This is a genomic window from Glycomyces endophyticus (genome assembly GCF_039531525.1).
GTDB lineage: Bacteria > Actinomycetota > Actinomycetes > Mycobacteriales > Micromonosporaceae > Glycomyces > Glycomyces endophyticus.
The window spans coordinates 308,327-327,378 of record NZ_BAAAQF010000002.1 but is presented as its reverse complement, the minus strand read 5'-3'; the positions used below and the strand labels follow the sequence as shown (position 1 = coordinate 327,378).

The 19,052-nt window shown below is 71.3% G+C and carries 15 protein-coding genes; 4 read left to right on the top strand and 11 right to left on the bottom strand.

Features of this window, described 5'->3' with window-relative positions; translation table 11 throughout:
• Positions 1–2: 2 nt before the first annotated feature.
• Positions 3–1,082 carry a ParB/RepB/Spo0J family partition protein gene (locus ABD419_RS02250; protein WP_344481210.1) on the top strand — a complete coding sequence of 360 codons (1,080 nt, stop codon included), beginning with the start codon at positions 3–5 and terminating at the stop codon, positions 1,080–1,082.
• 90 nt (positions 1,083–1,172) lie between these two features.
• On the opposite strand, the gene ABD419_RS02245 is transcribed toward ABD419_RS02250, so the two are convergent.
• Positions 1,173–1,733: a GNAT family N-acetyltransferase gene (locus ABD419_RS02245; RefSeq protein WP_344481207.1), complete on the bottom strand. Its 561-nt coding sequence runs from the start codon at positions 1,731–1,733 to the stop codon at positions 1,173–1,175.
• A gap of 289 nt (positions 1,734–2,022) precedes the next feature.
• On the opposite strand from ABD419_RS02245, the gene ABD419_RS02240 reads away from it, so the two are divergent.
• Positions 2,023–2,592 carry a hypothetical protein gene (locus ABD419_RS02240; protein WP_344481205.1) on the top strand — a complete coding sequence of 190 codons (570 nt, stop codon included), beginning with the start codon at positions 2,023–2,025 and terminating at the stop codon, positions 2,590–2,592.
• 290 nt (positions 2,593–2,882) lie between these two features.
• Here the strand turns inward: ABD419_RS02240 and ABD419_RS02235 are convergent, their stop codons facing one another.
• Both ABD419_RS02235 and ABD419_RS02230 read right to left on the bottom strand, forming a co-directional pair.
• Positions 2,883–3,848 carry a D-alanine--D-alanine ligase family protein gene (locus ABD419_RS02235; RefSeq protein ID WP_344481204.1) on the bottom strand — a complete coding sequence of 322 codons (966 nt, stop codon included), beginning with the start codon at positions 3,846–3,848 and terminating at the stop codon, positions 2,883–2,885.
• A complete protein-coding gene (locus ABD419_RS02230) occupies positions 3,845–5,035 on the bottom strand; it encodes an aminotransferase-like domain-containing protein (protein WP_425555883.1) in 1,191 nt (396 codons plus the stop codon). The genes ABD419_RS02235 and ABD419_RS02230 overlap by 4 nt, the downstream gene beginning before the upstream one ends.
• Before the next feature lie 290 nt (positions 5,036–5,325).
• On the opposite strand from ABD419_RS02230, the gene ABD419_RS02225 reads away from it, so the two are divergent.
• Positions 5,326–6,024, top strand: coding sequence for a GNAT family N-acetyltransferase (locus ABD419_RS02225; protein WP_344481200.1), 699 nt, complete (start codon positions 5,326–5,328; stop codon positions 6,022–6,024).
• Between the two features lie 52 nt (positions 6,025–6,076).
• Here the strand turns inward: ABD419_RS02225 and trxA are convergent, their stop codons facing one another.
• From trxA to murJ, 6 genes are all read right to left on the bottom strand, one after another.
• Entirely contained in the window at positions 6,077–6,391 is a 315-nt protein-coding gene (gene trxA / locus ABD419_RS02220) for a thioredoxin (protein WP_344481197.1), read from the bottom strand.
• A 37-nt stretch (positions 6,392–6,428) separates the two neighbouring features.
• On the bottom strand, positions 6,429–7,376 hold the full coding sequence (gene trxB, locus ABD419_RS02215; protein ID WP_344481194.1) for a thioredoxin-disulfide reductase: 948 nt from the start codon (positions 7,374–7,376) through the stop codon (positions 6,429–6,431).
• Positions 7,377–7,585: 209 nt separating this feature from the next.
• A complete protein-coding gene (locus ABD419_RS02210) occupies positions 7,586–8,368 on the bottom strand; it encodes a hypothetical protein (RefSeq protein WP_344481192.1) in 783 nt (260 codons plus the stop codon).
• Complete coding sequence (sigM, locus tag ABD419_RS02205; protein WP_344481190.1) at positions 8,365–9,060, bottom strand: RNA polymerase sigma factor SigM; 696 nt, start codon at positions 9,058–9,060, stop codon at positions 8,365–8,367. Before sigM ends, ABD419_RS02210 begins: the two co-directional genes overlap by 4 nt.
• Positions 9,061–9,070: 10 nt before the next feature.
• A complete protein-coding gene (locus ABD419_RS02200; RefSeq protein WP_344481189.1) occupies positions 9,071–10,564 on the bottom strand; it encodes a protein kinase family protein in 1,494 nt (497 codons plus the stop codon).
• A 143-nt stretch (positions 10,565–10,707) separates the two neighbouring features.
• Positions 10,708–12,516 carry a murein biosynthesis integral membrane protein MurJ gene (murJ, locus tag ABD419_RS02195; protein WP_344481187.1) on the bottom strand — a complete coding sequence of 603 codons (1,809 nt, stop codon included), beginning with the start codon at positions 12,514–12,516 and terminating at the stop codon, positions 10,708–10,710.
• A 30-nt stretch (positions 12,517–12,546) separates the two neighbouring features.
• Here murJ and ABD419_RS02190 point away from each other — a divergent pair, with 30 nt between their 5' ends.
• Positions 12,547–13,980: a CCA tRNA nucleotidyltransferase gene (locus ABD419_RS02190; RefSeq protein WP_344481185.1), complete on the top strand. Its 1,434-nt coding sequence runs from the start codon at positions 12,547–12,549 to the stop codon at positions 13,978–13,980.
• Here the strand turns inward: ABD419_RS02190 and ABD419_RS02185 are convergent.
• Both ABD419_RS02185 and ABD419_RS02180 read right to left on the bottom strand, forming a co-directional pair.
• Positions 13,871–15,433 (bottom strand): glycosyltransferase family 87 protein, encoded by a 1,563-nt coding sequence (locus ABD419_RS02185; protein ID WP_344481182.1) that lies wholly within the window; start codon positions 15,431–15,433, stop codon positions 13,871–13,873. The two genes, ABD419_RS02190 and ABD419_RS02185, sit on opposite strands and share 110 nt — an antisense overlap.
• Before the next feature lie 68 nt (positions 15,434–15,501).
• Entirely contained in the window at positions 15,502–18,801 is a 3,300-nt protein-coding gene (locus ABD419_RS02180) for a transglycosylase domain-containing protein (RefSeq protein WP_344481179.1), read from the bottom strand.
• Positions 18,802–19,052: the final 251 nt, after the last annotated feature.

Genomic DNA, 19,052 nt, shown 5'->3' with positions numbered 1-19,052 from the left:
CGATGGCTGCGGCGAAGCGCGGAGGGCTCGGTCGCGGACTGGGCGCGCTCATTCCGACCGGTCTGGCCGAGAGCACGACGACGGAGGACGAGGGCGCCCCGGCGCCGGCCGCCGCTCCGCGTCAGGCGGCCCGCACGGCGGTGATCGAGCGCGATGTTTCACGTGAAACATCCACCCCCGAACCCGAGGCGGCTCCCGATGTTTCACGTGAAACACCGGCCGGCCCGGACCTCGTGCCCGTCCCCGGGGCGAGCTTCCAGCTCGTCGCGATCACCGACATCGGCACCAACCCGAAGCAGCCGCGGCAGTACTTCGACGACGAGCACCTCCTCGAACTCCAGACCTCCCTCACCGAAGTCGGAATGCTCCAGCCGATCGCCGTGCGCGAGCGGACCGCGGACGAGCCGCGCGAGGACGGCGCCCGCTTCGAACTCGTCATGGGGGAGCGGCGCCTGCGCGCCGCCACCGCCCTCGGCTGGGACACGGTCCCGGCGATCGTCCGCCGCACCGCCGACGAGGAGATGCTCCGCGAGGCGCTGCTGGAGAACATCCACCGGGTGCAGCTGAACCCGCTCGAAGAGGGCGCGGCCTACGCGCAGCTCCTCGAGGAGTTCAACGTGACCCAGGAGGAGCTGTCGAAGAAGATCGGCCGCAGCCGCCCGCAGATCTCGAACATGATCCGCCTCCTCAACCTGCCGCCCACGGTCCAGACGAAGGTCGCCGCCGGCGTCCTCACCGCGGGTCACGCCCGGGCCCTGCTCGGCCTCGACAGCGCCGACTCGCAGGAGCACATCGCCGAGCGCATCATCAGCGAAGGCCTGTCGGTGCGGAGCACCGAGGAGCTCGTCACGGCCAACCGTCTGGAGGAGACGCCGGAGCTCGACGAGCCCCGCCCCCGGGACGCCCGCGCCGCGAAGGACCGGATCAAGGCCCCCGGGCTGGAGGAGCTGAAGGAGCGCCTCTCGGACCACTTCGAGACGCAGGTGGCGATCTCCTGGGGCCGCAAGAAAGGCAAGATCGTCATCGAGTTCGGCTCGCTCTCCGACCTCGACCGGATCGTCGAGCAGATCGGCGTGGAGTAGCGCGGCCCAGGAACGGTGCTGCCCGTAGACGAACGAAGGGGCGGGATGTTTCACGTGAAACATCCCGCCCCGCTTCGATTCCGGTAGCGGCTAGGAGAGCTCCCGCCACATGATGATGTCGTCCCGGTAGTCGTCATCGGCCATGCGCACGGCGCGCGGCAGGCGACCGACCTCAGTGAATCCGTGTCGACGGTAGAAGGCGTCGGCGCCGGTGCCCGAGCGGACCTTGAGGCTGATCGCCTCGAGCTTCAGCTCTTCACGGGACACGTGGTCGACGGCCGCCAGCAGCTTGCCCCCCAGACCGCCGCCCTGCCGGGCGGGGTCGACCTGGACGTGGCGCATGGTTCGCCACCCGTGTCGCGGCGGGCTGTCGTTTGATGTGAGAACACACCAAGCGACAATGGCGGCTCCTTCCTTTAGAGCGACCAGCGTGTCAGTCCGGTCGATCACTCGCGCGAGAATGGAGACGGTGTGAGGGCGGACCTCGTCGATGTTGACCGGCGGGACGAACCCGACGGAACCGCCGGCGTTCGTCACTCTCACCCAGAGATGGCTGAGTTCGTCAACGAGCGCGGCGGTGACCGGCGGGTCCACCAGGACGGCGATGTCGCCCGAAACGGGCGTCGCCTCCGGCGTGGAACTATCAGTCACTGTTGCTTGCACGCCTTCCAGCTTGCCCTACGGACCGGCCCTCCGGACAGGGGCTTCCCGCCATATGGGCGCACGTCACTTGTGCCCGCCAAAGGCGTTGTCCGCCACTGATTCGCCTGGTTCGCGGAGTATGATCGCTCCACTGTCGGGAGTCCGGTGTGCCTACTTCCAGTTCACCCAGTTGAAATCTGCCAAAAGGTGGATTCCGGTGGTTTCCCCTCTCGCCCCGATGAGGTATTTTTCGATAGTGGCAGCTGCGAGTACCCCCGGCCCGAATTCGAAGCCCGATGTGACGAACACCCGACACCCGACCCAGCGCGCGAGCGGCGTCCGGCCGAACCTGCCCGCTTTCGTGGACTGGCCCGCCTTCCCGTTCGAGGGCAGCCTCAACATCAAGCCGCTGCAGGAGCCGGTGGACGCCGAGCCGCCGCGCCGCGGCGACCGCCAGGAGCAGTGTGCGGCCTGCCATACGCCTGACTCGGTGTACCTCTGGTCGAACGAACGCTGGCGTCTGAAGAGCCCGCCGGCGCCGAGCGGCCTCCCGGTGGTGGTGATCCTGGAGCCGCGCGCGCACCTCGACCTGGGCGACCTGTCGACGATGCACGCCGCGGAGCTCGGCGTCCTCACCGTGCGGCTGGAGCGGGCCATCCGCTCGCTCGAATCGGTGGCGCAGGTCCACGTGAACCGCTGGGGCGACGGCACCGCCCACCTCCAGCAGTGGTTCCTCGCACGGCCCCACGGCTACCTCCAGCTCCGCGGGCCCTTCATGACGATGTGGGACGAGATCCTCCCGCCCGTCGAGGAGCACGAGTGGCAGATGAACCTCGAGTACATCGCCGCCTGGCTCAGCGACGACTGACCGCTTGACATGAGCGATCCGCCCCCGACCGGGTGAGTCGCGGACCCCCGTTGCTGTCGCACCCCCGCGATATTTTTGATTCCAGGGGTCCCTTTAGGGGACATATCGGGAATATCCGCTTTCATGTTCTCGACCGCCGGTCAGCGGCCCGAAACTGTCCCGGCGGCGGTGCGGCCGCCGATGCTGTCGCCGCCGATGTGCGGCGGGAAACGACTCAGGGGNCGGGAAACGACTCAGGGCGGCGATGTTTCACGTGAAACATCGCCCCCCTTCGTGTTGCGCGTGCGGCCTCAGGACCGGGCCAGGGCCCGGCGGACCATCGTGGCGAGGACCTCGCCAAAGTCGAGGCCGGCGGCGTCGATCGCCATGGGCAGCAGCGAGGTCTCGGTGGTGCCGGGGGCGACGTTCGCCTCCAGGACCTGGATGCCGCCGGCGTCGTCCACGATCAGGTCGACACGGGACATGTCGCCGAGTCCGAGCGTGCGGTGGACCTCCAGGGCCAGTTCCGCCGTGCGGGCCGCCACGGGCTCGCTGAGGGCCGCGGGGACCGTCCAGCGGGTCGCCCCGGGGTTGTACCGGGCCGCGTAGTCGTAGTCGCCGTGGAGCGGCGCGATCTCGACCGGCGGCAGGGCCGTCGGCCCGTCGCCGAGGTCGACCACGCCGACCGCGATGTCGCGGCCCTCGACGAACGACTCGATGAGCGCGGTGTCGCTGTACGAGAAGCAGCCCATCATCGCCGACGGGAAGTCGTCCTCCTTGTGCACCGCGTGCACGCCGAGGCCCGACCCGCCCGAGTTCGGCTTGACGACCAGCGGCAGGCCCATCTTCGCGGCGATCCGGTCCAGAAGCTTGCGCGCCCCGAAGTCCGAGAACGCCTGGCGCGGCATCGAGGTCCAGTCCGGCGTGGGGATCCCGGCCGACCGCAGCAGGTCCTTCGCCGCAATCTTGTTCCACGCGCGGCGCGCGCCCGTGGAGCCGGTGCCGACGATCGGCAGGCCGAGCAGCTCGAGCACCGCCTGGAGCGAGCCGTCCTCGCCCGGCTGGCCGTGCACGAGCGGCAGGACCACGTCGGGCGGGAACTCCTGGAGGGCGGGCAGCAGCTCGCCGTCGAGGTCCCGTGTGTAGCAGGCGAAGCCGAGCCGCTGCAGCGCGTCGGCCGCGCGGCGGCCCGACTTCAGCGACACCTCGTGCTCGTACGACATGCCCCCGGCGAGGATCAGGACGCGGATGTCCGCGGCTGCGGCGCTCTCCTTCATGCCCGGCCCCCCGCGAACGTGTCGCGCAGCTCGATGTCGCTCGCGACGACGCCCGCCAGGCGGCGGACCCCCTCGCGGATGACCTCGGCGGTCTGGGTCGAGAAGTTCAAGCGCATCTCCCTGCGGCCGTTGCCGTCGGCGTAGAAACCGGTGCCCGGGACGTACGCCACCCGCTCCTGGAGCGCGCGGGGGAGCATCGCCTTGGAGTCGAGCCCCTCCGGCAGCGTGGCCCAGATGAACAGGCCGCCCCCGGGGACGGTCCACGACATCCCGTCGGGCATGTAGTCGCCGAGCGCCGACATGAGCGCGTCCCGGCGGTCCCGGTAGAGCGTGTTGAACACCTTCACCTGCTGGCGCCACTCCATCTCCGTGAGGAAGCGGAGCGTGGCCTCCTGGGTGAGCCCGGAGGGGCACAGGATCGACGCCTCGATCGCCAGGAGCAGCTTGTCGCGCACCGCGGGCGGGGCGAGGACCCAGCCGAGGCGCAGGCCCGCGGCGAAGATCTTCGAGACCGTGCCGAGGTAGATGACGCCCCGCTCGGCGCGGGCGCGCAGCGGCGCCGGCGGCGTGCCGTCGAAGCTGATCATCGAGTACGGGTCGTCCTCGATGATGAGGAGCCCGTGCCGCTCGGCGATCGCGAGGATCTCCTCGCGGCGGTCCTCGGTCAGCGTGACGCCGGCCGGGTTCTGGTACGTCGGGATCGTGTACAGGAACTTCGCCCGGCGCCCTTCGCGTTCGAGCGCCGCGAGGCCCTCCTCCAGGCCGGCCGGGACGAGCCCGTCGTCGTCCATGGGGAGGTGCCGCACGTCGGCCTGCGCGGCCTGGAACGCGCCGAGCGCGCCGACGTACGTGGGGCCCTCGGCGAGCACGATGTCGCCGGGGTCGAGGAAGGTGCGGGCGAGCAGGTCGAGTCCCTGCTGCGCGCCGGTGGTGAGGACGAGGTCGTCGGCCGAGGCGCGGATGCCCGAGAGCTCCAGGACGTCGCAGAGCGCCTCGCGCAGCGCGATGCTGCCCTGGCCCGGGCAGTAGCCGAGCGCCTCGGCGCCGACCTGCTGGAGCAGGCGCGTGAACATCTCGCCGAGCTCGTCCATGGGGAGTGCGGCCGTGTACGGGTTCCCTCCGGCGAGGGAGACGACCTCCGGGCGCGATGCGACCGAGAACAGTGCGCGGATCTCCGACTGTGCCATCCCGTGAACCCGGGATGCGTAGCGACCGGTGTAATCGTCGAGTGTTGTACCGGACACGCGGAGACCTCCTCTGATGGTCCTCGTCGCCCGCGAACCGAGGTCGCGGGTCGCGCTCTGCGTTTCGGGACCCGACGCGCGGGTCCCTGTCGGCCAGCGTACGGCCCCTGCCCGGGAGCGGTCGGCGAGCGCCGCCGTTCGCGCACAGTGATCGAACCACTCTACTAGCACAGGGGCCGCAGTCCGCGCGTGTTTTCCGTCATGTGGACCCCGCATCGACGTAGGCTGGACGGGTGCATCGGCGCATGGTCAACCTCACACTCGACTCCTTGGACGAGGTTCCGAGGCGGTGCCGCGCCTGCGTGTTCTGGGAGCTGTCGCCCCTGTGCGCGGAGGCGGCCCGCGACGTCGGCGAGCCCGCCGCCGAGAAGGAGGCGTGGCTGTCGCACACGCTCCTCGAATGGGGCGGGTGCGGGCGGATCGCCTACGAGGGCGAGGCGGTCGCCGGCTTCGTCACCTACGCCTCCCCGAAGTTCGTGCCGCGCTCGATGGAGTTCCCGTCGGGCCCGGTCTCTCCCGACGCGGCCCTGCTGATGACGGCCTACGTGGCCCCCGCGTACGCGGGCACGGGCCTGGGCCGCCAGCTCGTGCAGACCGTCGCCGCCGACGTGGCGCGGCGGGGGATCTACGCGCTGGAGACGTTCGGCGACGCCCGCGGCGAGGCCGGCGCGTGCCTGGTGCCCGCGGACTTCTACCGCTCGGTCGGGTTCAAGACGGTGCGGTTCGACCCGCGCTACCCGCGGCTGCGGCTCGAGCTGCGCTCGGCGATCGACCGGAGCGTGGAGGCCGAGGAGTCGATGGCGCCGGGCGACTCGGTGGAGTGGTTCAAACTCGACGACGTCGAGCTGGAGCAGTTCTTCGGGGAGCCGACCACCGGCCGCTCCCGCATCGACCGGCCCGGGACCCAGCGCGACGGCGAGATATTCGACTAGCGGACGCGCGTGCGGGGCCCGGCGATCGCCGGGCCCCGCACGCGTCGTAGTCCTACTGGCCCAGGAACTTGCGGATGGCGGCCTTCGGCTGGGCGCCGATCAGCTGCTGCGCGGGCTGGCCGTCCTTGAACAGGATCATGGTCGGCACGCTCATCACGTCGTACTTGCGGGTGATCTCCGGGTTCGCGTCGGTGTCGAGCTTGCGGATCTCGATCGAGTCGATCTCCGTCGCGAGCTCTTCGAGGACCGGCGCGACCTTCTTGCAGGGACCGCACCACTCGGCCCAGAAGTCGACGAGCACGGGCTTGTCGGCTTCCAGCACCTCGGCCTGGAACTGCTCGTCGTTGACGGCTTTGATGGCGCCCATGGGCATCCTCCTGTGTGTGTGAAGAAGGGGAAGTCGGTTATGCCGCGACCGCGGCGTCCTCGAGTGCGGCGATGTAGCGCTCGGCGTCGAGCGCGGCGGCGCAGCCGGTGCCGGCGGCCGTGACCGCCTGCTGGTACGTGTGGTCGACGAGGTCGCCCGCGGCGAACACGCCCTCCAGGTTCGTCTTCGTCGACGGCGCGGCGACCTTCACGTAACCGGACTCGTCGAGGTCGACCTGGCCCTTGAACAGCTCCGAGCGCGGGTCGTGGCCGATCGCGATGAACAGGCCGGTCGCGGGGAGTTCGCGGGTCTCGCCGGTGACGGTGTCGACCAGGCCGACGCTCGCGACCTTGCCGCCCTCGCCGTTGATCTTCTCGACCGCGGAGTTCCAGGCGACCTCGATCTTCGGGTTCGCCAGGGCGCGCTCGGCCATGATCTTGGAGGCGCGGAACTCGTCGCGGCGGTGCACGATGGTGACCTTCGACGCGAACTTGGTGAGGAACGTGGCCTCCTCCATCGCCGAGTCGCCGCCGCCGACGACCGCGATCTGCTGGTCGCGGAAGAAGAACCCGTCGCAGGTGGCGCAGGCGGAGACGCCGCGGCCCATGAGCTCGTTCTCGCCGGGCACGTTCAGCGGCCGGTACGCGGAGCCCGTCGCGAGGATGACGGCCTTCGCCCGGTGCTCCTCGTCGCCGACCCAGACCTTCTTGATCTCGCCTGTGAGGTCGACGCGGGTGACGTCGTCCGAGACGAGTTCGGCGCCGAAGCGCTCGGCCTGCTTGCGCCACTGGTCCATGAGCTCGGGGCCCATGATGCCCTCGGGGAAGCCGGGGAAGTTCTCGACCTCGGTGGTCTGCATGAGGGCGCCGCCGAACTGGAAGCCCTCGAACACCAGCGGACGCATGTTGGCGCGCGCGGTATACAGCGCGGCGGTGTACCCGGCCGGGCCCGAGCCGATGATGATGACGTCGCGGATTTCGCTCACCGGTGCTGCTCCTGTGGTCGTTCGGCGCTCCAGGGACGGCTCCCCTGGTGCTGACTGCTACAACGCCATCCTATTGACCCGAAATTCCAGGAGGCGGCGCCGTGGCGGCCTTGTGACAGGCGCATTCCCCGATCGTGGGGAAGCTCACCCCGCGGTTCGCGGAGCGCGCAGCGGCCGGGCCGGGTGCGGCGGTCGAGCGGGCGCCCGGTTCACGGCTGGATCGCGAGGACCTCGATGACCCCGTCGGCGCACGCGGGGCTGAGCGCCACCGCGATCTCGCCCTGGTCGGACACGAGCAGCGCCATGATCGCCGGGGCGTCCTCGTAGCGCGCGAAGTCGACCGCGACGAGGAGCCGCTGGTACTCCGCGGCGATCGCGTCCTCGCAGGCGTGCCAGAATTCGCCGCCCGCGGCCAGGACCGCGAGCTCGTCCGGGACCTCCCCGGTGAGCGTCGCGGTGCCCAGGCCGTGCATGGCGGTGAGCATGTCGGTGGAGTCGGTGTAGTTGAAACCGCTCGCGAAGGACGCGACGTCCGCGATGGCGACCTCGTCCTCGACCGCGCCGGTCGCCTCGGACTCCTCGTTCAGGGAGTCCGAGGAGGACCCGGGGGCGCCGGCGTCGGCGCCGTCCTCGTCGGAGCGCGGCGCGTCCTCGGCGTACACCTGGGAGGAGCCCGCGTCGTCGCCCTGGGTCGCGAGCGACTGGAGGCCGACGGCCACCGCGCCCGCGGTGATCAGGACGGCGGCCGCGCCGCTCGCCAGCGCGTACCTGACCCGCTTGGGGCGCAGCCGCTCGGCAAGGGACGCGAGGAGGCCCTGCCGCGCGGGTGCGGGCGCGCTGCGGAGCGTGTCGGCGGCCGGAAGCGAGTCCAGCACGCGGTCGAGCCGGTGCGCGACCGGCTCGGGGAGGTCCCCGTAGCCGTCGGAGGCCTGCCGCAGCAGGCGGGCCGTCTCGGCCTCGGCGCCGGTCTCGCCGGGCGTGCGCCCGATCATCGGCTCTCCTCCTCTCGGCTGGTCGGATGTCCCGGTCCTGGTTCGGCCGTCCCGGGTACGACGCTGCGCTGCCCCGGCGGGTTCCCGGCGGCGGCCGGGTCGAGGTCGGGGAGGCGGGCGGCGAGGCGCTTGCGGGCGCGGGAGGCCCGCGACTTCACGGTGCCGGGGCGGACCTTGAGGATCGCGGCGACCTCCTCGACCGGGTACCCGAGCATGTCGACGTAGACGAGGACGGCGCGCTGCTCGAAGGGGAGTTCGGCGAGCGCGCGGTGGACGGTGATGCGCAGGGCCGCGTGCTGGGGGTCGTCGGCGGTGGGGCGGGGGGCGCCGGCGGGTTCGCGGCCGTCGTCGGGGAGGGGGACGGTGGGGCGGCGGCCGGCGGCGCGGATGCGGTCGAGGCAGGCGTTGACGACGATGCGGTGCAGCCAGGTGGTGACGGCGGCGCCGCCGCGGAAGGTGCCGGCGGCCTGGTAGGCCTTGATCATGGCGTCCTGGAGCGCTTCGGCGGCGTCCTCGGGGTCGGCGAGGGTGCGGACCGCGACCGCCCAGAGGCGGCCGCGGTGGCGGCGGAACAGTTCGCCGAACGCGTCGCGGTCGCCGCCGACGTGGCGGCTGAGCAGGTCGGCGTCGGCCACCCCGTCGAGGGGCCCGGCGGTGTCGCCGGGTCCGGGTCGGGGCGGGGGGCCGGCCATGGTGCGGCGGCTACCGGACGAACACGTTGATGTCGGAGATCGTGAGCTTGTAGCCGCCGGAGGAGGCGGGGAGCTCGGTCACCCAGACGACGATGTAGCGGGCGGTCTGGCCGCCGGCCTGAAGTTCGATGTTGGTGTCGGCGTCGGCGACGGGGTCGGCGAGGACGGAGAAGCCGTCGACGATGGCCTGGTCGCCCTCGGAGGAGTCGCCGGGGTCCTCGTCGCCGGCGAGGAGGCCGAGGGTGGCGCCGGCGCTGGTCATCTGGACCCGCACGGAGGCGACCTCGCGGGCTTCGCCGAGGTCGATGAGGATGCCCATGCCGGGCTTGAGGTTCCCGAAGCCGGGGTCGTTGTAGTAGGTGTTGGTGGACCAGCCGGTGGAGGCGTTGCCGTCGATGACGGCTTCGACGCCTTCGCCCTGGTCGCGGTCGCCGTCCGGCGGGTCGACGACGCGGATGTCGTCGGCGGTGATCTCGGCCTCGGTGGGGGCGGCGACGTCGCTCTCGCCCTCTTCGGAGGCGTCGCCGCCGGTGTCCTCGCCGGTGACCTGGTCGTCGGCGCCGGCGGGGTCGTCGCCGCCGCCGAAGACGACGGCGGAGCCGACGACGCCGGCGAAGATGACGGCGGCCACGACGGCCGCGACGACGGCGAGGCGCTTCATGCCGAGGGGCGGGGAGGCGGCGTCGCCGGTGAAGCGGCGGCCGAGGTTGATGGCGCCGAGGATGGTGGTGGACTGCGCGGGGGCGGGGTCGGCGCCGCCGGTCTCGGTGAGGCGGCGGAGTTCGACGGCGAGCTCGGCGGCGGACGGCGGGGTCTGGGAGTGGTCGAGGAGGTCCGCGGTCAGCTGGGAGAGGCGCGCGGGGATGCCGGGGACGACCTTGGCGGGGTCGAGGACGCGGCCCCATTCGTCGGTGGCGGCGTCGGGGAGGCCGGTGTTCTCGGCGGGGACGACGCGCGGCCAGGCGCCGGTGAGGCAGGCGTAGAGGGTCGCGCCGAGGGCGCGCACGTCTTCGACCTGCGTGTTGCCGGGTTCGTTGCGGGGCTCGGTGACCATGACGCGGTCGTCCTCGGAGAGGAGGATGGAGCCGGGCTGGAGGTCGGCGTGGGTGACGCCGCCGTCGTGGAGGGCGGCGACCGCGTCGGCGACGGAGGCGACGAGTTCGAGGGCGTGGCCGCTCTCGAGGGTCTGCTGCTCGAGGACGCCGCGGAGGGAGGAGCCGTTGACCCATTCGCGCACCACGTAGGCGAAGCGGCCTTCGTCGACCGCGTCGTAGACGTCGACCATGGAGTCGACGTGGGTGCGGGAGGCGGCCACGGCGGCGGTCATGGTCGGGGCCGCGTCCTCGCCGCCGGGGGAGCGCAGGACCACCGCGACTGAGCGGTGGAGGAGGACGTCGACGCCCCGCCACAGCTGGCGGTGGCCGTTCGTGCCTCCGACGTGCTCTTCGAGGCGGTACCGCTCGGCGAGCAGGTCGCCCACGGACGGCACTTCGGCGGAACTCATGGTGCGGGGTCCTCCCCTCTCAGACCGACCCCGCGGAGGGGCCGTGCCGGCCGGTCGGGTCTCTCAGGCGTACAGGCGTTTCAGCGTCGTGCGGGGTGGTGCGGTGATCCAAGGCCATAGTGCACGTAAGGATCGTACTTGCCTCATCGTCGCAGCCTTGCGCGCACCGTTGCCTGGAGCGACGCCATTTCAGTGACGCGGAATACCAGGCAGGCGGCGAGATACACGCCCAGGAGTGCGATCCCGAGGACGAACGACGCGCCGAGCTGCCCGAGTTTGGAATCGGACACGTCCGGCCAGGCGAGCCAGCCGCCGTAGGCGGCGGCGCCCGCGACCAGCGCGGCCGCGCCGGTGCGGAGCAGTCCGGTCGCGGTGGTGCGCATGCCGAGGAGTCCCACGCGCTTGCGCAGCAGGCTCATCGAGAGCAGGAGCGAGACGAGGTAGGAGACGCCGTTGGCGGCGAGGAGGCCGACGACGACCCATTGGAGGGGGAGGAACGCGAACGCGAGGAGGTATCCGCCGATGCGGATGGCGATGACGGGGAGGTTGAACAGGCCGACGGTCCTGGTGTCGGTCTGGGCGTAGAACGCGTAGATCTGGAGCTGGCTGATCGAGAACGGCAGGAGCACGATCCCGACCATGAGCAGGGCCTGGCCGGTGGCGGTCGCCATGGTGTGGTCGTAGGCGCCCCATTGGAAGATCGCCATCGCGATCGGCTCGTGGAGGGCGACGAACACGGCGGCGACGGGCACGAGGAGGAAGCTGGCGAGGCGGATGCCGGAGGAGAGGTGGCCGGTGAGCTCGGTCCAGCGGCGGTCGTCGGCGGCGCGGGTCATGCGGGGCATGAGCGCGGTGATGACGGAGACGGCGACGATGCCGTGGGCCATCATCATGAGGTAGGCGTTGTTGTAGACGGTGGTGCCGGGCACGAACTCGCCGGCGGCGGCGTCCCCGGAGGCGGCGTTCGCGACCTTGATCACGGCCATGACGGCGATCTGGTTGGCGACGACGAACAGGAGCGTCCACGCGGCCATGCGGCGGATCTGGCGCAGCGGCAGCGCCTTGAAGTCGAACCGGAGGCGCCACCGGAACCCGGCCTTGCGCAGGGCGGGGGCGAGGCACAGGACCTGGATGAGGACGCCGGCGGTGGTGCCGCCGCCGAGGAGGATGATCATCCCGTTCGTGACCTGGTCGGCGGAGGCGAACAGCTCGCCGGCGGCGTTCGGGACGGCGTCGCGGGTGTAGACGAGGAAGAACACGGCGCCGACGGTGATGACGACGAGGTTGTTGATGATCGGCACCCACATGGGGGCGCCGAAGTGCTCGCGGGAGTTGAGGACGCCGGAGAGGATCGCGAACAGCCCGTACAGGAGCAGGGCCGGGAGCATGAGGTACGAGAAATCGGTGACGAGCGCGTACTGGGAGGGTTCGGCCATGGCGCGGGCGATGAGCGGCGCGCAGAGGGTGACGACGAGCGCGGCGGCGCCGAGGACGAGGGCCGCGAGGGTGAGGAGGCGCTGCGCGAAGGCGTCGCCGCCGTCGGGGTCGTTCTTGTGGGCCTTGACGAACAGGGGCATGATGATGCTCGCGAACACGCCGCCGAGGACGAGCTCGTAGATCATCTGCGGGAAGTACTGCGCGGTCGTGTACGAGTTGCCGAGGAGGCCGGCGCCGATGGCGGCGGAGATGACGACGGTGCGCCCGAACCCGGTGATGCGCGAGACGAGGGACCCGGCGCCCATGAGGAGGCTGGAGCGGACCACGTTCTTGCCCTGCGGCGCGGCGGGCGCGGGGGCGGGCGGCGGGGGCGGTCCGGCGGGGGCGTAGCCGTTGCCGGTGAGCGGGCCGCCGGGGTGCGGGTACTGGGGGTTCGCGTGGGGGTGGGGGCCCAGGGCGGGGCCAGACGGCGAGTGCTCGGGGCGCGGTCCCGGTCTCGCGCTAGGTTCGGCCATTCTCGCACTCTCCGCTAAGCTTGCCCGGCGATGTCTGACAACAGTAGCGGTAAGGAAATCACGGTCCCGCCGATCGCCGATGAGCTGGGTCGGGTGTTCGAACGGGAGGGCCACGAGCTGCACCTGGTCGGCGGCCCGGTCCGCGACGCGGTGCTGCGGCGGCCGGTGAGCGACCTCGACTTCACGACCGACGCCCGCCCGGAGGCGACCGAGGCGGTGCTGCGCGCCGTCTGCTCCACGGTGTGGACCACGGGCGCCGACTTCGGGACGATCGGCGGCATGTTCCGCGGCGAGCAGGTCGAGGTGACGACGTTCCGCGCGGACGCGTACGACCGCGTCGGCCGCAACCCGGTGGTCCGCTACGGCGACCGGCTCGAGGACGACCTGGAGCGCCGCGACTTCACCGTGAACGCGATGGCCGTGTCGGTGCCCGGGCACGTGTTCGCCGACCCGTTCGGCGGGATCGCCGACATCGCGCGCCGCACGATCCGCACGCCGGCGTCCCCGGAGTCGTCGTTCGCCGACGACCCGCTGCGGATGCTCCGGGCCGCGCGCTTCGCGGCGCAGCTCGGCTTCGAGGTGGAGGGGCCGACGCTGCAGGCGATGCGGGACATGGCGCCCGAGCTGTCGCGGATCACCGCCGAGCGGGTCCGCGACGAGTTCGTGAAGCTGATGCTCGCGCCCGATCCGGTGGTGGGGCTGCGCCTCCTCGTCGACACCGGCCTGGCCGAGCGGTTCCTGCCGGAGCTGCCGGCGCTGCGCATGGAGATCGACGAGCACGCCCAGCACAAGGACGTCTACGAGCATTCGCTCCAGGTGCTGCGCAACGCGATCGCCTTGGAGACCGACGGCCCGGACCTGCTGCTGCGGATCGCGGCCCTGCTGCACGACATCGGGAAGCCGGAGACCAAGGACGTCGCCCCGGGCGGCGGCGTCACGTTCCACCACCACGACGTGGCGGGCGCGCGCCTGGCCCGGCGCCGCATGCGCGAGCTGCGGTTCCCGAAGGCCGACGTGCAGGCGGTGTCGCTGCTGATCTCGCTGCACCTGCGCTTCTACGGGTACGCCGACGGCGAGGCCGGCGGGTGGACGGACTCGGCGGTCCGCCGGTACGTGACCGACGCCGAGGGGCAGCTCGACCGGTTGAACGCGCTGGTGCGCTCCGACTGCACGACTCGCAACCGCCGCAAGGCGGAGCGGCTGCGCCGCGACTACGACGCGTTCGAGGAGCGGATCGCGCGCCTGCGGGCCGAGGAGGACCTGCGGGCGGTCCGCCCCGACCTCGACGGGAACGCGATCATGGAGCTGCTGGGCCTGGAGCCCGGCCGCGAGGTGGGCCGGGCCTGGGCCTATCTCAAGGAGCTTCGGCTGGAGCGGGGTCCGCTGCCGCGCGAGGAAGCGGAGTCGGAGCTGCGGGCTTGGGCCGCAAGGGAAGGGCTCGGACCGCGTCAAGACGCGGGATGAGGATCTCCTGCACGACGAGGGCGCACATGACGGCCACGGCGATCCACCGCGACGCCGCCGCGGCGAGGAACACGCCCTCGGGGATACCCCGGCCGTCCTCGGCCGAGACCTGGAGCATCTTGCCGTAGAACGAGAAGAAGTAGAACAGCTCGGCGGCCTGCCACACCAGGAAGAAGCCCCACTTGGGGCGGGCGAGGACGGCGAGCGGCAGCAGCCACAGCACGTACTGCTGCGACCAGACCTTCCCGAACAGCAGGAACGTCGCGATCACGAGGAAGCACAGCTGCGCGAGCCGCGGCACCACGTCCTCCGACGAGGACCCCTTGAGGCCGAACGACGTTCCGGCCGAGCGCCGCTGCGCGAAGTACCCGAGCGCCGCGATCCCCAGGCAGGACAGGGCGAAGCACACCAGGTACAGGTCGTTGACGAACTCGGAGTCCCACAGCGACTCCCAGCCGGTGACGCCGCGGAGCACGTACCAGCCGGTGCCCCAGTCGACGGGCCGCTCCGAGTTCAGCTCGAAGAACCGCATCCACGAGTCCGGCCACAGGTACGCGACGGGCCCGTTGAACACGGCCCACACGATCGCGGCGGTCGCGGTCGCCTGGAGCGCGGGCAGGATCTTCTTCTGCCGCAGCGCGAGGACGAGCAGCGGGCCGATGAACAGCAGCGCGTAGAACTTCGCGGCGACGGCGAGCCCGAGGAACAGCCCGGCCATGACCGGTCGGCTCCGCTGCCAGTACAGGAAGAACGGCATCGAGAGGGCGACGGCGAACAGGTCCCAGTTGACGGTGGCGGTCACCAGGATCACCGGCGCGGCCGCGAGCATCATCGCGTCCCACGGCCGCGAGGGCCGGGAGTGGACGAGCGCGGGGTCGGGGCTGGGCCCCGGGAGGTCGGTGCGGCGGTTGTCCTCTCGGATGCGGTGCAGCACGGCGATGGCGGCGGCGCCGCAGATGAACAGCACGATCGCGTTGAGGTGCCAGAAGATCGGGCCGCCGTCGGTCCCGGCGACGCCGCCGAGCCGGAAGGCGATCTGCCCGAGCACGCCCATGAACCATCCGGTCAGTACCGGGTATTCGACCGGGTGGTCCTTGTAGGGGATGAAGCCCTCGTTGAGGCGCTCGGCGCCCCACAGCGCGCGGATGTCGGTGTAGCAGGCGTTCGTGTACTGCTGCCAGTCCACCCAGCCGCCCGCCGAGCACGGGTACTTCTGCAGCCAGTTGACCGCGAACGCGATCAGGCCGGTGAGGAGGATGACGCGGATCGGGATCCAGAACGTGCGCCGGGGCGGGTCGACGGCGTGCTGGCCGAACGGCCCGCCGATGAACCCGGAGGCGAACCGGGCGACGCGGTCGGTGAGGGTGGGTGCGGCCGGAGGGGGCCCGGCGGGTCGAGCGCGCTCTGAGGGGAGCGGCGAGGGGTTCGGCTCATCAACGGAAGACGGCGGCATGGGCCCTATTGTGGCCCATCCCGCCGTGATGCTGTTACCGGCCGGAGACGGAGCCCCGGCCCGGACGGCTAACCGCCGCCCTGGCCTTCCTCGGTCTCCGAGGCCTCCTCGGACGGTTCGGCCGACGTCTCGTCGTCGCACGACGGCGGGTCCCACGGCATGCCCGTGCACTCCTCGTCGGTCGTCGTCTCCTCGTCGGTCGGGTCGGTTGTCGGCTGCCCGGTGTCGTCGTCCTCCTCGCCCGGTTGGCAGGTCGTGCCGTCCCAGGTGCCGCCGCCCGCTTCGCACTCCTCCTGGGCCTCCTCGGCGACCTGGCCGGCGCACAGGGCGTCCTCGGGCTCGGCCGCGCAGAACGCGCCGCCGGCGAGCGGCCCGCCGTAGTCCTCGATGTCCCAGGTGCTCATGCTCCCGTTGAGGGCCTTGCCCTCCCAGTCGATCTCCTCGTCCCAGTGGTCGTCGCCCTCCTTGTTGGCGAGGGCGCGGGTCATCGCGTCCCACCACACCGGGTAGGCGGTGTTCGAGCCGAAGACGTTGCTCTTGTTCCCGTCTGGGTCGGCGATCGGATCGGACTCGGAGGTCGCGTTGCCGACCCAGGCCGCGATCGACAGCTGCGGGATCGCGCCGACGTACCAGGCGTGGGCGTTCCAGCTGGACTCGCAGTCCTCGCAGGTCGCCTCCCACGTACCGGTCTTGCCGAAGTACGGGCGGTCGAACTCCAGGCCGGTGGACTCCTCGCCGGAGATCTCCGAACCGACCCACTGGAGGTCGCGGGCGGTCTCGGCCGAGATCGCCTGCGTGGACTCGAGCTTCGAGGACTCGGGTTTCACCTCGTTGCCCGAGCTGTCGACGACGGACTCGACGAAGTGGGTCGGCCAGTGCTCGCCGTCGTTGGCGATGGTGGCGTACATGGCCGCCATGTCGGCGACGCTCGTCGGGTACTGGCCGAAGGACAGGTGGTGGTAGAACGGGTTGGTGCCGCTGTCGCCGCCGCCGATCTCGCAGGTGTCGGCCTCGCCGTCGGGGTCGGCGAGGAAGACCCCGTCGAGGTTCACCACGGGGTCGCAGCCGTCGAGCTGGAGCGGGGTGTCGAGGGCGATGTTGCCGAACTCGTCCTGGAGCCAGTTGCCCTCGGCGTCGACCGCTTGGCCGTACTGCGTGTACGTGCCGTTGTCGTGGAACTCGTAGCCGATGCTCACGTCGTGCGGGTCGCCGTTGTCGTCGTACAGCTGCCGGGTCTGGGTCATCATGTCCAGGCCCATGCCGTCGGCGAAGTCGAGGATCGAGCTCGCGCCGTACTTCTGGGAGATGGCGTACATCGGGGTGTTCTTCGAGTTGCGCAGCGCCTCGGTCAGCGTCATCTCGACCTTGGAGTTCTGCGAGCCGTTGCGCAGGGTGCACTCGGGGTAGTCCCCGCCGCCGATGCAGGTCTCGGAGTCGTCGTTCTTGAGGCTGTCGAACTCGCGCGGCGAGCTCGCGTTGAACCACGACTCGATGGAGTCGCCGTTCTCGATGGCGGTCGCTGCGGTGATCAGCTTGAACGTCGAGGACGGCGGGTGCGGGGACTCCTCGCCGGCCTTGTCGACGCCGAAGCCGTTGTCGCCGCCGAAGTAGCCGAGGACCGCGCCCGTGTCCGGGTCGATGGCGACCATGGCCGTGGTCATGTACTTCTCGTAGTCGGCGAGAGCCGCGTCCTCGTTCGAGTTCTCGAAGTAGACGTAGCCCTCGTCGTCCTTGGCGAGCGCCGCGTCCTCGCGCGCGGTGACGGGGTTGCCGTCGGCGTCGACCATCGTCTCGCCGTCCATCTCGACGGCGAGCTCGCCGCGCGAGCCGGTCGACTTCAGCGCCGCCTGGACGTCCGGGTCGATGGTGAGGTTGACCGTGTAGCCGCCAGTGCCGTCCTCGCCGCCGAAGAGCTCCTCCTTGGTGATGCCGTAGCGCTCGAGGAGCTCGTCGAAGACGTAGCCGTCGCGCTCGTTGATGATGAAGCCGACGTCGGTGTTGCCGCCCCACGAGCCGGACGCGTTGAAGTCGGTGACCGCGGTCGCGACGACGTCCTCGTACACGAAGCCGTCCCGCGCTTCCTGGGAGAGCGCGCCGGTGTCGACCATCGAGTCCATGGTGTACTCCCAGCGGCCCTTGGCGGCCTCGGGGTCGTACTCCTCGGTGTAGTAGGAGTCGTAGTAGCCGTTGGGCGACTTGACCTGCATGACGATCAGCGCGGCCTGGCCGGGGGTGAGGTCCTTGAGCGGCACGTTGAAGTAGTTCTTCGCCGCCGCCTCGATGCCGTACGCGCCCCGGCCGAAGTAGGCCATGTTCAGGTACGCGGTGATGATGTCTTCCTTGTCGTACTCCGACTCCATCTTGATCGCCAGCGCCGCCTCGCGGGCCTTGCGGTCGTACGAGATCTCGTCGCGCGCGTCCAGGTACATGCCCGCGTACTGCTGCGTGATCGTCGAGGCGCCCTGGGTGTCGCCGCCGGTGAGGTTGTTGACGAGCGCGCCCATGGTGCGGACGTAGTCGACGCCGCCGTGGTCCCAGAACTTGCGGTCCTCGAGGGCGACGAGGGCGTCCTTGACCGAGTCCGGGGCCTCGCCCGGCTGGATCTGGAGGCGGAGCGTGTCGCCGTAGGCCCCGGCCTGGGTGCCGTCGGCGTAGAAGAACGCGGAGGACTCGCCCTTGCGGAAGACGTTCTTGAGCTCCGGGGTGTTCTGGAAGAAGTAGGTGGCGACGATGGTGACGCTCGCCACGAAGATGATGCCCATGGCGATGAGCGCGGCGAGCATCTTGCGGCCGAGGCGCTTGCGCTTCTTCTTGCCGCCTTCGAGCTCGTCCTTGTTCAGGGGCCCGTTGCCGGCGCGGCGGCGGCCCCCGCCGGCGCCCGCGCGGCCGGGCCGCTCGTCGGCGTCCCCGAGGTCGATGGGCCGGGCGGTGCCGACCGAGGCGCGTCCGGCGCCGCCGACGGAGGCGGAGCCCACCGAGGCCGAGCCCACCGAGGCGCGTCCGGCGCCGCCCACGGACGCGGACCCGACGGAGGCGCGGCCGGAGCCGCCGCCCACCTGGGCCGAGCCGGCGGGGCGGGCGCCGCCGACGGACGCGGAGCCGCGTCCGACGGGCGCCTGGCCGCCGAGCGGCGTGCCGTAGCCCTGCTGCCCCTGGCCCTGCGGTCGCTGCGGCGGCCGGGGGGCCGAGGCGCGGCCGCTCCCCTGCGGCTGCTGCCGGCCCTGCTGCGGTCCGCCGCCCCACCCGTAATCGGGCTCGCGCGAGCCGCCGCCGGAGGCGCTCCCGTAGGCGCGTCCCTGCCCGGCGGGGCGGCCCTGCGGCCGCCCTTCCTCGGGCGGCGGGGCGGGGCGATAACCGTAGTCGCTCATGCTCAACCATCCACGTGCTGTACAACCCCAGCGGGGGTTTGCCGGTCGGCCCGGTGCTCGCCGGAAGGGTGGCGCCCGCGTGGGCGCTCCGGCGGACCGGTGTTCGCAAAGGTCTACTCCCGGCGGCGGGGGTGGCCGGACGTCTCGCAGTTTCGCACACCGAATCTGAGAGGACTCTGCTAGATCGCGTCGTGTGGCCGAGCCTATCGGATGTATGAGCCTCTGAACAGGGAGCGGACCCGTGCCTTGAC

What these genes read in the sequence shown, in the direction of transcription:
- ABD419_RS02200 (WP_344481189.1), bottom strand. Translation starts at nt 10,564, where the DNA reads ATGAGTTCCGCCGAAGTGCCGTCCGTGGGCGACCTGCTCGCCGAGCGG.
- ABD419_RS02190 (WP_344481185.1), top strand. Translation starts at nt 12,547, where the DNA reads ATGTCTGACAACAGTAGCGGTAAGGAAATCACGGTCCCGCCGATCGCC.
- murJ (WP_344481187.1), bottom strand. Translation starts at nt 12,516, where the DNA reads ATGGCCGAACCTAGCGCGAGACCGGGACCGCGCCCCGAGCACTCGCCG.
- ABD419_RS02230 (WP_425555883.1), bottom strand. Translation starts at nt 5,035, where the DNA reads ATGGCACAGTCGGAGATCCGCGCACTGTTCTCGGTCGCATCGCGCCCG.
- ABD419_RS02250 (WP_344481210.1), top strand. Translation starts at nt 3, where the DNA reads ATGGCTGCGGCGAAGCGCGGAGGGCTCGGTCGCGGACTGGGCGCGCTC.
- ABD419_RS02210 (WP_344481192.1), bottom strand. Translation starts at nt 8,368, where the DNA reads ATGATCGGGCGCACGCCCGGCGAGACCGGCGCCGAGGCCGAGACGGCC.
- trxA (WP_344481197.1), bottom strand. Translation starts at nt 6,391, where the DNA reads ATGGGCGCCATCAAAGCCGTCAACGACGAGCAGTTCCAGGCCGAGGTG.
- ABD419_RS02185 (WP_344481182.1), bottom strand. Translation starts at nt 15,433, where the DNA reads ATGCCGCCGTCTTCCGTTGATGAGCCGAACCCCTCGCCGCTCCCCTCA.
- sigM (WP_344481190.1), bottom strand. Translation starts at nt 9,060, where the DNA reads ATGGCCGGCCCCCCGCCCCGACCCGGACCCGGCGACACCGCCGGGCCC.
- ABD419_RS02180 (WP_344481179.1), bottom strand. Translation starts at nt 18,801, where the DNA reads ATGAGCGACTACGGTTATCGCCCCGCCCCGCCGCCCGAGGAAGGGCGG.
- ABD419_RS02235 (WP_344481204.1), bottom strand. Translation starts at nt 3,848, where the DNA reads ATGAAGGAGAGCGCCGCAGCCGCGGACATCCGCGTCCTGATCCTCGCC.